General features: G+C 44.7%; 8 protein-coding genes. 6 read left to right on the forward strand and 2 right to left on the reverse strand.

Annotated elements, in window-relative coordinates; genetic code table 11:
• Window positions 1–56: 56 nt before the first annotated feature.
• The 4 genes from D0B88_RS11350 to D0B88_RS11365 are packed head-to-tail and all read left to right on the forward strand — an operon-like array spanning window position 57 to window position 5,669.
• Window positions 57–1,304, forward strand: a complete 1,248-nt coding sequence (locus D0B88_RS11350; RefSeq protein ID WP_225318337.1) for a site-specific integrase — start codon at window positions 57–59, stop codon at window positions 1,302–1,304.
• On the forward strand, window positions 1,301–2,962 hold the full coding sequence (locus D0B88_RS11355; protein ID WP_225318338.1) for a hypothetical protein: 1,662 nt from the start codon (window positions 1,301–1,303) through the stop codon (window positions 2,960–2,962). The genes D0B88_RS11350 and D0B88_RS11355 overlap by 4 nt, the downstream gene beginning before the upstream one ends.
• On the forward strand, window positions 2,952–5,258 hold the full coding sequence (locus D0B88_RS11360) for a hypothetical protein (protein ID WP_151057249.1): 2,307 nt from the start codon (window positions 2,952–2,954) through the stop codon (window positions 5,256–5,258). The genes D0B88_RS11355 and D0B88_RS11360 overlap by 11 nt, the downstream gene beginning before the upstream one ends.
• On the forward strand, window positions 5,259–5,669 hold the full coding sequence (locus D0B88_RS11365) for a hypothetical protein (protein WP_151057250.1): 411 nt from the start codon (window positions 5,259–5,261) through the stop codon (window positions 5,667–5,669).
• A gap of 201 nt (window positions 5,670–5,870) precedes the next feature.
• Here the strand turns inward: D0B88_RS11365 and D0B88_RS11370 are convergent, their stop codons facing one another.
• Window positions 5,871–7,295 carry a DEAD/DEAH box helicase gene (locus tag D0B88_RS11370; RefSeq protein WP_151057252.1) on the reverse strand — a complete coding sequence of 475 codons (1,425 nt, stop codon included), beginning with the start codon at window positions 7,293–7,295 and terminating at the stop codon, window positions 5,871–5,873.
• A complete protein-coding gene (locus D0B88_RS11375; RefSeq protein WP_191966421.1) occupies window positions 7,292–7,831 on the reverse strand; it encodes a hypothetical protein in 540 nt (179 codons plus the stop codon). The genes D0B88_RS11370 and D0B88_RS11375 overlap by 4 nt, the downstream gene beginning before the upstream one ends.
• Window positions 7,832–7,896: 65 nt before the next feature.
• Between D0B88_RS11375 and D0B88_RS11380 the strand changes: the two genes are divergently transcribed.
• Both D0B88_RS11380 and D0B88_RS11385 read left to right on the forward strand, forming a co-directional pair.
• Window positions 7,897–8,160, forward strand: coding sequence for a helix-turn-helix transcriptional regulator (locus tag D0B88_RS11380; RefSeq protein WP_225318339.1), 264 nt, complete (start codon window positions 7,897–7,899; stop codon window positions 8,158–8,160).
• Between the two features lie 795 nt (window positions 8,161–8,955).
• Window positions 8,956–15,138, forward strand: coding sequence for a putative Ig domain-containing protein (locus D0B88_RS11385; protein WP_191966422.1), 6,183 nt, complete (start codon window positions 8,956–8,958; stop codon window positions 15,136–15,138).
• Window positions 15,139–15,260: the final 122 nt, after the last annotated feature.

The raw sequence follows: 15,260 nt of genomic DNA on the forward strand, positions 1-15,260 counted from the left end.
TACATCTTAACCAATAAGATCATATTCTGAGCTATGCGCTTATTGGATGATATATTTTGCAAGCAATCAGGCTCAGGAAATACCAGTTCAACCACAAATCCTTTGTTGCGATCGTCGATGATTGTGACTGCCCTCTCGATCCCTTTGTCAGTGCTTATCTATCCACCTTCGCTTGTCAGTCATTTAATACCCAACTGAGAAAAGCCGTTGAGCTTACCTTTGTGCTCAAGCACTTTGCCAAGAATGGTATTGACCTACCTACGAGAATGGCATCTGGGCAGTTTGTCAGTGAAAGGGAGTACTTGCAGTTCTACGATGCAAGTTGTCTTCAGAAAGATTCAATTGATAATAATGCAGTGTCGCTTCAAAAAATTAGCGATAAAACATTGCGAAATATAATTACAGCAAATCAAAAATCGATGGCAAAAGTCTCCAATGAAACTCTACAGGGACGAGTTAGGAGGTTTCGTGAGTACTGCATATGGCTATTTGAGCATTTTCATGATCTATACGGCGTTGATAAAGTCCTTTCCAATAAATTTCATAAGCTAATTTCAAGAATTAAATTAGATGAAGAAGGGATAGGTGGTAATCGATTACAGAGAGTTGCAGATCCCACAGAATCCGTTATCCCTGATGACGTCTTCGCTAGACTTTTAGAAATGATATTACCATCATCTCCAAACAATCCGTTTACAGGATCTAAGGTCAGAAACTATCTAATTGTTTCCGTCCTTTACCAAACCGGAATAAGACGTGGTGCATTGGCAAAGTTGAAGATTTCGGATTGCCATTTCTCAGGTTCGTTTGACCAAATATCCATCTACCGATCGGGAGGAGATCCAACAGATCCCCGGCTCGATAAACCAAATCAAAAAACCAAAGCACATTTGGCGACTGTTTCACCTGTCTTAATGCGGCAGATCAAATTTTATATTGATCATCACCGTGCAAATACTCCCAAACAACAATTGCATGACTTTATTTTCATAAGTGAGAAAAATTCGAGAGGGACCGTTGGTCAACCGATTTCGCTGAAGTCAATAAACACAATTTTTCAGAAACTTTCTGATGCGCTACAGTTTCACATTCATCCGCATTTGTTGCGACACAAGTGGAATGAGATCTTCGATAAGGAAGGAGAGTTGCAAGGTGTAGACTACAAACTGCTTGAAGACATCCGAAAATACGCAATGGGCTGGTCAGAATCATCAATTATGACTCAGACTTATAACGACAAACGTTTGGCGCAGAAAGCTAAAGACATATCTCTTGCACATCAAAAAAGAGTGGATAGCCAATGACGTTAATGATTAGTTCGCTAGCTGCCGAAGTGGAAGGTAAAGATCAGGTAACTTTGATCACTGCCAAATCGGGAATGATGGTAAATGTGCAAGATCACGAATGGCATATCCTTCCGAATAAAGGGAAAGGGCATAAAATTCGAGTTGAATGGATATACAACTCTCTAATGGACGCAGAAGATAGGAAATTGATTATTGATGTGCTAATTCACTATGTTAGAACGAAGAGTGCAAGTACGGCCGCGGGTATCGTTTATAATACCAAACCAACTTTGTTAAATGGAATTCCAACCCTAACTAGCCTCAGAACTGCATGGAGTGGGTTGTTTACAAGTAATAAGAAAGGGCTAAACCAATTTTTTGGGACTTTATCAAAACAAGGGTACAAACGTTTTGATGCGTACCATCAATTTACGACGAGCCATTTGGACAAAGAAGAACGTAACGCTCTGGATCCTTCTAAAGGCGCGCTAAGTGAAATTGAATTCGATTCACTGGCGAAACAAATAAATAATAGGCTTCGTGGTTTTGAATGGACTTTACCGCGTGAATTATCCTACTATCTTCAAAGCACAAGTGGTTTTGGAGAACTACGAAATAGTGTAACCAACAAGTTAATGTTGTCGACAGTTCGGCGGCCAATCCAGTTATCGATTTTAAAGTGGGGTGACTTGATTCCAACTGGTGAAAGTTTCAATGATTCAAATATTAAACCGTCGGATGAACTTGGCTCAATTGGTGCCCAAACTTTGCAGCTTCGAGTTTTTTATGCAAAGGAAAGTAGTGAACAGGCTTCTCGATCATCTCCCGAACGTTATCCAATTTATCTTTCAGAGGATCTATCCTCGATTCTAGTTAACTACAAAAAACTGTATTTAACCGGGTTATTACTTTATCTAAAGTCGTTGGACGTGAATTTCGAAACGACAGAGTTGCTGCACGTCATGAATGATATGCCGATGTTTCCTGAAAGCATACTATTTAGTGCGAAATTTGACTCCATTGGGGCGTTTAGGAGTATGTTTACACCAGTCTCTACGGCGTTTCATATTGGTGAAGGTGCGATAACGAGCTCTATCAGAAGGGTCGAGATAATTTCTGATCGGCTTTCAGATTGCCTTGCTACAAACAATAGGATTCGTCATACGGTTTTAACGCGAGGTGCGCAGGCAGGTTTGTCCGCTACACAATTGGCAAGGATAACAGGTGTAACCGTTCCGGCAGCGAGGCATTATGTCGATATGGATTATCAATCCAGACGAATGATTGACACGAACTACGTCGGCAATGAGTTTTTAAAACAGGCATTCACGAGCACTATAACCTTAGTGCCAGAGGGTGATGAGATAATTTTTGATCAGCACTTCAATGAAGTTGGCGGGGCTCAGTGCAAAACTTCCTGCATGAATTGTTCGGCCGTTTTGGGGCGTCCGTTATCATGTTATGGTTGTCCCAACTTCCGCCCTATATTGGAAGCCGACCATCGAGCGATATTAAAACTTGCAGATGAAAAATTGAGATTAAATAAAATCTCCATCTTAAGTCCTCTCCACATACGAAGTATCGAAAAATTACAACGACAAATCGAATGGGTGAAGCTCACAATTTCGATTTGCGACGAAATAATCATGAAGAAAAAGGCCATCGATGCTAAATAAATACCGCGATCGTCTTGATTCTTTAATTGCTGAGTATATAAAACAACCTCTCCCGCAGTTTGAAGGTTCTAATGGGCAAAAAGCCAATTTTGACGATCGAATTTGGTTTCATATTGATCCCAATACAGGCCGAAAAACCCGATATCTTTGCGGACTTCATGGGATAAAAGGCAAAAGTTCGGCTGGAGACAAAGCAGAGTTTGCACTTCCATATCCGTATAACTATCTAATTAAAATTTGGATCATTGAGACCACGAACACGTCATTGTCTGTTTCTGCGAAACAATCTCGTGTTTCAATAGCTAGGAAGCTCTTTTCTACTATGACTGGTGAGCTCTGTGCTCAAACTGAATCGACAATAGTCAGTCGATGCTTGAAAAGTGCTAAGGATGGTGAGCGTTTACGGCCGTTCATTACATTTTGTGTTGATAATGGTCTGATGCAAAATATTTCATTTAGCAGTAGTAATGATGATCGTGATAGAACTGGTCATGCAGAATTTGATGCTCGTGTGGAAAAACTTCCAGAAATTGAATCTTTGATTGCTCTGGGAAGTATTTTTGCAGCAGTTTTTAAAAACGTCAATGCTGATGGACTAAGTGACAAAGAGGTAAATATTAAAGACGCTTGGGTTGCTACCTATGCGTTGTTAGGTCTGGCAACTCCAAGTCGACTGTCTGCTGAAGTCCCTGTTATGCCGAAGCAAAGGCTGAAAAGTTATTCAGAGGGAGAAGGTGAACCAGTCTATTTCCTCGATTATAAAGGAAGTAAGGGTTTTAAAGATAGTAAAACGCATGTACTTGGAGCTTTGTCTGAGGAGCTCAAAAAAGCCATCAATTTCTTCTTCACTCTATGTGAGCCAGCTAGGATTTTATGCCGCTTTTATGAAAACCCCAAACAAACTCTGAAAGATTTGCTTGGCAGTTTCAAGGTTGAAGAAGAAAGAATAAAACATCTACATCTCGATTGTCCCCCCAACCTCTTTACATTGGGTTATGCAATTGGTTTCTATGGGGTCGATGTTAGAATTCAAATCCTGAAAGTCGGAGCCGAACTTTCGGGAGCTAATAACTTCACAAGACGTCAATTTTTCGAAGAAAAACCGATTTATTTTCTGACTTTAAATGATAGGTTAAGTACGTCTATTACAAAGGGTAGCCCGTATTCAAGTCTGCCATATTTGTTCGGTTACGACTCACTCCCTAAGCCATTCAAAAAGGCATTTCCAGACGCGCTGACAGCTACGGTTGGGGAAGTTCAGGAGTGGTGGCTTTTTTATTTTGTAAAATCGCTAATGCCGAGTTTTCCACTCGCTTATTCAACAGGTGAATCTAGCATCAGGCTTGCAGATGCTCTATTTTGCATGCAAGGAAATTGGATCTATGGCAGGGTTGAAGGAGGACGTGGTTCTGGTGGAAAGCCATTTCAAATATCTCCGTTTGCGCTAGCTCCATTAAGTACGTTGGGAGTGTTAGCTGCACAGAGCCTATCTGATACTAGAAAGCAAACTATTTTTGAAGATTATGGTTTCTCATCCGAGTTAGCTGTTCGCCCTCATAGTCTTCGCCACTTTGGAAACACCCTTGCTCATCTTAGCGATATTCCGAATGAGCTCATTACAGCTTGGTCGGGTAGGATAAATCCAGAGCAGACGACCACCTATATCCATTCCAGTCATGAGGATCGGGCTGATCGAACACGGATTACGTTTAACAGATCTGAAATCGACACACGAGAAATTCGAGTTGTTGCGCAGGAAAATATTACGCACAAAACGAATCTTCTAGCTTCACTCACCTCAACGGGTGTCTGCACCCAAGACTTGACTACTACACCTTGTGATTATTTAAACGATTTTGTCTCTCAGTGCTTCATGTGTTCTGAGGCTTGCCATGTTGCAGGAGATGTTAAAGCAATCGAATTCTTTGAGAAGGATTTTTCGTTTCAAAAGTCGAGGCTTGAGGCGGTTTCTATTGATATTCGATTATCCGTCTCTCATGCGATGCAGCGGTGGTATGTTATCCATTCACGCAACACATTCATTTTGTCACAATTAATCCATCTGATGAAAACCAGTCAAGCCGGTTTTATCATTCGCTACTCGGCTAAAAAATCTGAATTTTATTTGTCTAACCTGCAGACGAGAGAAATTAGTAATTACCCATGTGTTCTGCCTGATTTTGATGAAGCCTTAAAGTTACTTATGGCGAATCGCTCCGAAGATGAAGTTTCAAACACTAATCCTCAATTACAGTCATTATTATTAGCTTTTGGGCTATCTGCGGAGGGAGTTTAAATGGCTTTACCGAGAATATCAGCGCAGCAACAGCGCAAAATAGAGGCCGTTCTAACTAAATGGGTTGGCAAACTTACTTGGGAAGCATTGGTCGAGCGTATCAAGCTTGAATTGGATATTGAAACAACAAGGCAGACATTATGCACATATGCAGGTATTAATGTCTGCTTCAAAAAGAAAAAGGCACAGCTTCGGGGTGTAACTCCATCTCTGTACACGGTAGTTACAGCTTCTGATGTTAAATTAGTTGAACAGGTAGAGCGTTTGAAGGCTGAAATCTCGATCTTGGAAAAAAATAATGCAGAACAGTTACGCCTAATTGAAAGAATATTCGCTAATGCAAAAGCTATTCCGAACTTAGATCTAAGAGCTCTGATCAAAACGAGGCCAGAGGAAATATTACGTAAATAATTTCTAATTAAACTCTGCTAACACGCGTAATGAAAGGGATGCATAATTTTTAAATATAATGTCCCCCGCGAGCACTAACACTTAAGGATTTTCAAGGTAGTGGTGGCAGCCAGTTGGGTTCGTTATTTTAAAACCTGGGTGTGTCAGATATAAGCGCGACTTTAATTTTTTAATATCAATCACTTATTTTAAGTGCAAAGCTTATAATGGGCTGCTGGATTCTTGTGCATAAATCCGATTCAATTGCAGCAACTCTTGCCGAAACCGGCCAAATACATTGATGGTAGTTTCATAGGATTGTGCCAGCACGGAAATATGAATGGGTTTCTCGTCGTTTGTGTTATTTTGTGCTTCACCTACAGGCATATTTTCAAAAATAATTTCCGTGATTTCTTCGGTATGTGATGGTTCTTGTAGCTTGATGGCTAGAGGCTGCTCATCGTCATGATTCGGCATAGTGTCGCGTCTAATAATTGCAGATTCCGGTATTTCTTCTGCGACACGATTTGCGTATTCCGCTAGATTAGGTTCAGCCGGTAGATACAAATAACTTTCACCGGGAATATCTCCCATACGTAAAACACGTCCCAATACCTGCCGAAAATGCAATTCTGTTTTAACCCGGGTCAAGTGGCAGCACACACGCAGCCGTGGAATGTTAGTGCCCTCGCTTACCATTCCTACAGAGATAATCCAGGGCTGGGTGCTGTTTCTAAAGGAATTAATCGTGCCGTGGGCATCTTCGTCCAAATAGGTGGCGACGCAAGCTCGCTGCCCCAAATGACGTTCCAGTAGCGTTGCAATCTTATTGGCATGTTCTACCGATGCCGCGACGATAAGGCCGCCAGCATTTTGGTGTAGCTTGCGAATTTGCATCAACTTCTTGGAGGATTTTTTTAACAAATACACAATCAGAGCATCGTTATCAATCAGTTGCTGATAGGAACAATCTGATAACTTAAGTAGTTCTGCAAAAGATGAATATCTCTCCGTGGTATCGCCGCGTTTTACGATGATGCGATCATTGTCAACAAGCGTGATGCTGGGAACTCGACACACATTTTCCTGAATAGCTTGCGCCATTCCATAAATAAAATCACAGCGGATTTTGTTTTGCTGACAATAACTGGATAAAGCGATGGGGATTCGGTCAGAGCGCCAAGGTGTACCGGTCAAGGCAATGGTATAAGCCGCGCGCCCCTGAATATGTTCGATGATGGTTTGCCCCCAAGCATTGGCATTCTCAAGATTATCACCCGCACAGTGATGGATCTCATCAAAAATCACCAAAACACGATGTGTTTGGAACAATGCCCAAAAAGCATCTTCCAGGCTCAACATTGATTGGTAGGTCAATGATTGCCCCTTCGACCCGAGACGGCCATCCATTCGTGAATGAGTATAGGTTTCCAATGCTTGCTGGAAATCGGTAGACACAATGATTGAGGGAGAAAAACACAGTACCAAATCAACCATGCCTAGCTGTAAAAGCTGCTGCGCTAAGGTTGCCGCCATGACTGTCTTGCCTGCACCTGGGGTGGCAAGGCACAGGAAGTGGTTCTCTTCGTTTCTGAATTTCACCAGAGCCTGTTCAACGCACCTGGATTGCCAGCGCCTTAACCTCATTGCGCTAAACCTGTTTCCCTTGCCAATAAGCTTTCTAATGCTTTCACACGGCCCAGCAGCTTGGAACATTTGTCCCGGGATTGGTTGTAGAGGGGTTGCACATCGTCTCTTAGTTCTGGCATCTCACTACATATCGAGTCATATTCTTCCGTTTCGCCCATTGCGGAGAGCATTTCCAATTTATGCCGATTGAGTCGTGCTTGCAGGCTTTGGCGAGGATTATCTTTTGGGGCAGTCGCTTTATCATGAGTCGCCAGCGGTGCGACAGTTATTACAGGCGTTCCTCCTGAGACTCTAAACCGAGGGGTTAATCGATACAAAGGCCAGCCACTCTCCACGACGACACGGGTCAATTCCTCAGTGTTGATAAGGCGCAGCATATTGCGATAAACGAACTGGCGAGCGGCTTTTTTGGAGCCATGAAGGCATGCCGGATCGTTCAAATAGGCTTCTGTTAGATCATGCACGGTGAATTCGCGGTTTACCAGAGTTGATAGTGCAGAGAGTAACCCGGACTTAACGGTGAGAGATTTCATGATAGAGATTGACGCCTCATGTCTCGAATTTCGCGCCATTCTATCCTGTCTCTATCATCGAGACAATGAAATCATCTCCTTACTCACCGCATTACGAAAAGCTGAGACTCTGGCTGAAAAAGCAGCGGGAGGCTAGTGGTTTAACACTCCGCGAGGCATCGCTCGCTATGGGACGTCATCACTCCGTCTTGGGTAAGATGGAGCAAGATCGACGGAAAATCGAAGTGCTTGAATTTGTAAGATATTGTCAGGTACTGGGTGTCGATCCTCATGAAGGGTTGGAGATCGTCATTAACTCTCTCAAAGACGAGATTAATAGATCACAATAAAAATAGCCTCATCCATCTCCCCGACAAATGATTTACATTGCTTCTCATGATTAACTCCTTCTAATTGTGACGCACGGATTTACAGTCATCTGCTCTCCTGTTTCGAAAAGCAATCCTGAAAGAAAAAGTAGTTGAATTCCAATTTGATTCATTTGATCTTTTTCCAATCAATTGCTGCGAGTTTTCCTCGGATTCATTAGCAAAATCCCTGATTGAAAAAATTGGTTTATCATCTCTGGAAATAGTCGTCGGCGAAAAACGCTATAAAAAATTACACCGACACGTTTGGTTGAAGCTTGATATAGCTGACATAGATATTACCGCCAACCGATTTTCATCGACAGATAGAGCGGTCTTTGTTGAGGTGCGCAGCCAGAGGCATTAACAATTTGAAAAAATTAACGTTGAAAACCCTAATCCGAAGTTGACACAACTCAATAGAGACGCAAGAGCTGCACTGTTATAGGTTTATAAAAAGATCCTTAACTGCCTCTTGTGAGCATGTCCAATTTAAAAATTCGTCGGTAAATCCTGTACATAAGCGCAGGGGATTGTTAATGCGGCTAATCCATTTCTGAGTTGTGTTTTCAGGGTTGCGCTACCCAATTTCCGGGCAATTAGTCAAAGGGCGTCCCTCTGCGCGCGCTCAGAACAAGTTTGTTGTCGGGCATCTTGGGACTTTTTTTGCGACACTCATCCTATCTTAGTGTAAAATGTTAACAATGCTGGCGTGTGGTCCAGTCCGGCACGCACATGCTTGGCCCCGATGTTAGTCCTAAGATAGGTTCGGTATCTATGTCAAGGTCACCGCGTCGTCCTTTAATTGAAGCTCTGGAGCCAAGATTATTGTTCTCTGCCACCGCAGATATTGCCCTGTTTGACGGTGGTTATGCTGACGTGCAGAGTTTAGCGCAGGCCGCAGAAACGGCGGATCTGGTTAGTATTTACATGCCAGACCCACCGTCGATGATGGAGAACCATACTAATGGACTCGACAGTCATGTTGAACCTCAAGCCGATATTGGCCCAATTGCGCAGCCTAATATTACTGCGGTGGTCTTTGTAGATTCTGGGGTCGCTGACTATCAGGTTTTAGTTGATGATATTCGCACCCACTCAAACGCTAATTCGATGGCGATTATCTATCTTGATCCACAAAGCAATGGTATAGAGCAAATTACAGTTGCTCTGGCGCAATATTCTGGTCTACGTGAAGTTCACATTATTTCTCACGGTTCGGCGGGTGCGGTGGAATTGGGTAAAGCAATCCTTAGCGATAATAGCCTTGTCCAATATGAAGACAACCTAAATGCTTGGGGTAAATCCCTTAGCGCTGACGCCGATATTTTGTTTTATGGATGCGATGTTGCTATTCACCCAGCGGGTAAGGCCTTGGTTGAAAAAATTGCTCTCCTAACCGATGCCGATGTGGCAGCAAGTGAAGACTTTACGGGGCATTCATCCCTAGACGGCGACTGGGATTTGGAGTACACGGTCGGTAGGATAGAATCGCAGGTTTTAATCAGCTCCGCGATGCAACAATCTTTTGTTGGGGTAATGGCAACTACGCATTATATTAATATTGAGGGTGGGTCGAGCAGTCAGGCATTTTCAAATGCATCCAACATTGGACAAACGTTTGTTTACGATAGTCCTGTAGCGACCTATACGGTCAATCAATTCAGCCTGCAATTAAAGCGAGACCCCACTGCAGCAGATCAAAATATCACGCTAGAGTTACGCAGCGGTGACTACAATGGCACATGGCTGGGTAACTCTACTGTAAATGTCAGTGCGCTGAGCACCAATTTTGACTGGGTAACTTTCAATCTTGGTGATTTTGTCCTGAATGATAATCAGCAATATACCATTCGACTAATTAGCACGGGTTCGGATAGCAAAGTCTTTGCCGCTTATAGCGCAACCAATCTTTGGAATAATTCAGAGCTAGTCGTCAATGGTGTGGCGAATAGCACCGCCGATTTATCATTATTGGTGTCTTATTACGATGGAGTGAATACACCACCTCAGGGCTTTAATTGGGCGATAGATACACCCGAAGATACACCACTTGTATTAACGGCAGCTAATTTTGGTTTTAGTGATCCCGTTGACAAACATAATTTTGCTGGCGTAGTGATCAGTAGTTTACCTGGCGCCGGTAGCTTGACCTTAACTGGCGTCGGGCAAGTTAGCGTTAATCAATTTATTACCATTGCAGATATCAATGCGGGGAAATTGGTTTTCACGCCAACGGCAAATGAAAATGCCACGAATTATGCGCAGATCGGTTTTCAAGTGCGCGATGATGGCGGTGGTACAGATACGGATCCGACACCTAACACATTGACCATTGATGTGAGCTACGTGAATGATGATCCCGTCAATACAGTTCCGGCGGGGCCGATTACTACAGTAGAAGACACGACTGTTGCTATTTCGGGTGTTAGTATTAGCGATATCGACGACTACAATCTTTGGGATGTGGAAGTAACCTTAAGTGTTAGTCACGGTGTTTTATCTGTTAGTGGTGGCTCAGCCGCTATTTCAGGTAGTGGTACCGCCACCGTGGTATTAACCGGCACTATGGCGCAAATTAATGCAACACTTGCCGCTACGCTTAACTACACCCCAGCCAGTAATTTTTTTGGTGCCGATGTTTTCACCATAGTGACCAATGATAAAGGTGCAGGTCGTACCGGAGACTTTGATAAAACAGATACAGACACAGTAGCCATCAACGTTACTTCAGTTAATGATGCACCTATCGTTGCCAATGCAATTCCCGATCAATCAACCAATGAAGAGTCACTTTACAGTTATACATTTCCAGCCAATACCTTTAACGATGTTGATGGCAATACGCTGACCTATACCGCTACTTTATCGGATGGAAATCCACTTCCTGCGTGGCTCAATTTCAATGTGGGTACGCGTACGTTTAGTGGTGTCCCTGATGACGGCGATATTGGCACCATCAGTATTAGAGTTACCGCCAACGATGGATTTGGCGGAACAGTAAACGACACCTTTGATTTGACCGTAGTCAATATCAATGATTTGCCCTTTGTGAATATTCCGATTCCTAATCAAAGTGCGACTGAAGATGCAGTGTTCAGTTACAGTTTTCCAGCCAATACATTTGGCGACGGTGATGTAGGCACTAGTTTTACTTATACTGCGACCCTAGTTGATGGAAACCCATTGCCAGGTTGGTTGAGTTTTGACTCAGCCACGCGCACATTTTCAGGTACGCCAGCAAATGACGATGTAGGCACTCTCTCGGTAAGAGTCACCGCGAATGATGGTGCAGGGGCAACGGTTTCAGACAATTTTGATATCCTCATCGCGAACACCAATGATGCGCCGACGGTGGTAAATCAAATACCGAATCAGAACGCGACCGAAAATTCGCTGTATAACTACACTTTTCCAATCAATACGTTTAATGACCAAGATGTAGGTGACACGTTAACCTACAGCGCGCAAATTCCCGGTGGGGCGCCATTACCGGCGTGGCTTAGCTTCGATGCGGCAACCCGTACATTCAGTGGTATACCCTCCAATGGCGATGTTGGGAATGTCACCATCGAGGTAATTGCAAATGACGGCACCACCACTGTGTCGGATTTTTTTGATTTGCAGGTTCACAACGTTGGTGCCACCAATGTTAATTACGAATCTTCGGGTGCTGCGACAAACACTCAGTCTATTTCTGCGGGCGTGCCTCTTTTTCAATCGTTTGCACATGACAGCGTAGGCGCAACTTACACAATCGATTCAATTGTTTTGCAAGTCAGGAAGGATCCCTCCGCCAGTGTGCAAACTATTACCGTCTCATTAATATCATCGACTTATAATGGTACGGTGGTTGCCAGTGACACTAAGTCATCTGCTGGCTTGAATACTATGTTGAGCTGGGAAGCATTTAATTTTTCTGGCGTCGCGCTAAACGACAATCAAATTTATTTTATAAGGGTTGAAACCACCAGCAATGATGGCCTAGTAAGCGTGGGCATTCACAATACGAATGTTTACCCCAATGGTTCATTTCACTCCAGCACGGGCACACCCGATCCAGATCGTGATTTGGCGTTTCAGGTATCCAGTGGCGTAAACAATAATCCTCAGATCGCCAATCCAATTCCCAATCAAAACGCAGCGGAAGATGCCGCGTTTAATTTTCAATTTGCCGCGAATACGTTTAGTGATGCAGATGGCGATACGCTGACCTACAGCGCAACTATGGCCGATGGCAGCGCGCTGCCAGCATGGTTAAGTTTTAATGCCGCAACTCGCACATTCTCGGGTACTCCTGTTAATGCGGACGTAGGCACTATCTCGATTAAGGTGACCGCCGACGACGCCAGAGACGGTACGCCCGCGACGGATACCTTTGACTTAGTGATCGCGAATACTAACGATGCGCCTACGGTTGCCAATCCAATCCCCAATCAAAATGCGATTGAAGATGCTGCGTTTAATTTTCAGTTTGCCGCTAATACATTTGCAGATTCTGATGTTGGCGATACGCTCAGCTACAGCGCGCAACTTGCCGGTGGCGGGGCATTGCCCGCGTGGTTAAGTTTTGATGCAGCAACGCGCACCTTCAGTGGCACGCCAACGAATGCTTTTGTCGGAACTGTATCAATTGATGTAATCGCCAATGATGGCAATGGCGGAACAGTGACTGACACATTCGATATTGTCGTCGCCAACACTAACGATGCGCCTACGGTTGCTTTCCCAATTGCAGACCAGAGTGCAACTGAAAATACCGCTTTCAACTTCACCTTTGGCGCCAATGTATTTGCTGATCCCGATGTTGGCCACACACTGACTTACAGCGCGCAACTTGCTGGCGGCGCACCCTTGCCCACTTGGTTGAGTTTTAATCCTGCCACCCGTACTTTTAGCGGTACACCTGCGCTTGGTGATGTGGGCAGTATCAATGTTGAAGTCTCTGCGAATGATGGACAGGGCGGTTCAGTGAGCGATGTTTTTGTGCTCACTGTTACTGGTTTGCCGGTCAATGCCCCGCCGTTTGTGCAGTCGGCTATTGCCGATCAAGTAGCTGCTGAGAATCAACGCTTTGATTTCAGTTTTCCCGTGTCGACCTTTGTTGACCCGGAGGGTGATCCGTTAAGTTATTCCGTCCAATTGGTAGGCGGTGGGTCTTTGCCAGCCTGGTTAAGTTTTGATGCCGCGACGCGCAGTTTTAGCGGTACTCCGACGGCGGGCGATATCGGCAGCATCAATGTATTGGTGACGGCGAGTGATGCAAATGGCGGCTCTATTAGCGATAGCTTTGTTATTGTCGTGAACAACGTTAATGACGCACCGGTGCTGGTAAATCCTCCGGCCAACCAAACCGCACTGGAAGATCTACCGTTCAGTGTAACTTTCCCCGCTAGCATGTTTACTGATGCCGATGTGGGCACCACCTTAGTCAATAGCGCGCAATTAGCTGGCGGCGCGCCCTTGCCAAGCTGGTTGGTATTTGATGCCGCGACGCTGAGTTTTAATGGCACACCTAGCCAGGCGGACGTTGGAAACCTAAGTATCCAAATTATCGCCAGTGATGGCATGGCCGCTGCGACAGCTCAATTTGAGTTGACCGTGGAAGAGGTCAATGATGTGCCTGAAACCACCGGCAGTATCGTCATCAATAATATTGAAGACGCGGCTGGTGATCAGGTTGATTTATGGGCCTTGTTTAGCGATGAGGAAACTGCCACCCGCAATCTGGTGTTTTCTGTCGTTAGCAATAGCAACCCGGCCTTGGTGAGCAATGCGAGTATTGATCTTGCCTCCGGTAAATTGCAGTTGAACTATGGCGCCAATCAATTTGGCAGCAGCGATGTGGTGGTGCGTGCACAAGATGAGCAGGGCGCTTGGGTTGATGCATTGGTACGCATCAATATCGCCTCGGTAAACGATGTGCCTGTGTCAAGCGGTATGGCGGATATCAGCGTTAAGGCCGGTGCTGCACCCCAGCAAATGAATCTGCGCACTGTATTTAGCGATGTGGAAAATGGCACCACGCTCAGCTGGACACTGATGCAAAACAGCAATAATAGCGCGGTTCCCAGTATTCAAATCGACCCGGCTACTGGCCTTATGACGCTCTCGTTTGCCTCTCAAATCGGTGGCGAGTCAACCATTACTCTGCGCGCGCAAGACAATGATGGTGCTTGGGTAGAAACCTCGTTTAAAGTCACTGTAGCTGCGTTGGAAAAGCCACCCGTTACTGTGCCGCCGGTAGAGCCGCCAACCCCTCCAACAACGCCGCCTACCACACCTCCAACAACACCGCCTACCACACCTCCAATAACACCGCCTACCACAGATGGGCCAAAAGCCCCTGATGGTGCAGATACAGATCTGCCAGAGATTCCCGGTGAATTGCCAAATCAGGGTGGCAATAACAGCCTTGAGCCACTGCTTCCCGATGGCTTGGACGCCCAACGAATTATCGTGGAAACCGGCGATAGCAACCACACTGACACGGTGATTAACGATAAGTCCAGCCGCGATTATGAACGTGCTGAGGAGGTCAATAGCGATGGCAATGTTCCGCTTACCACCTTAACCGCCTCACCTAATCTGGCAGGCTTGATTGCGCCAGACGCCGGTTTTGCCCCTTGGGAAGAGGCAGATTTTGATAATGAAGTGCGCCGTTTGCGCGCCCAAATGGATGAGGCCATGGTAGAAGAGCAGGATCGCAGGACCGTGGTGGCTGGTCTGACTTTTTCTGTCACTACCGGTTTGCTGGTGTGGTCTTTGCGCGCGAGCAGTCTATTGTTAACCATGATGTCTATGCTGCCGCTCTGGCGCGGGCTTGATCCGCTGCCTATTCTGGAAGAAGTAAACAAAAAGAAAAAAGAATTGGAGCAGCAGCGTAAAGATAAAATTAAGGAAGACAGGGAAGCTCACGAAGTGGGTTATCTTTTTGATCAGGTTAACAAAAAAGAGTGAGATATTTCATTGATGAAAATAATGTTTATTATTGGTTCATTAATATTGAAAAATTGAATTGAGAGAGTGTCTTTATAAATTCGATGAACTGTCAAAAGACCAAATAGTTTTCAAACGTTTAA

The sequence above is a fragment of the Cellvibrio sp. KY-YJ-3 genome (assembly GCF_008806955.1).
In the GTDB taxonomy this organism is placed as follows: Bacteria; Pseudomonadota; Gammaproteobacteria; order Pseudomonadales; family Cellvibrionaceae; genus Cellvibrio.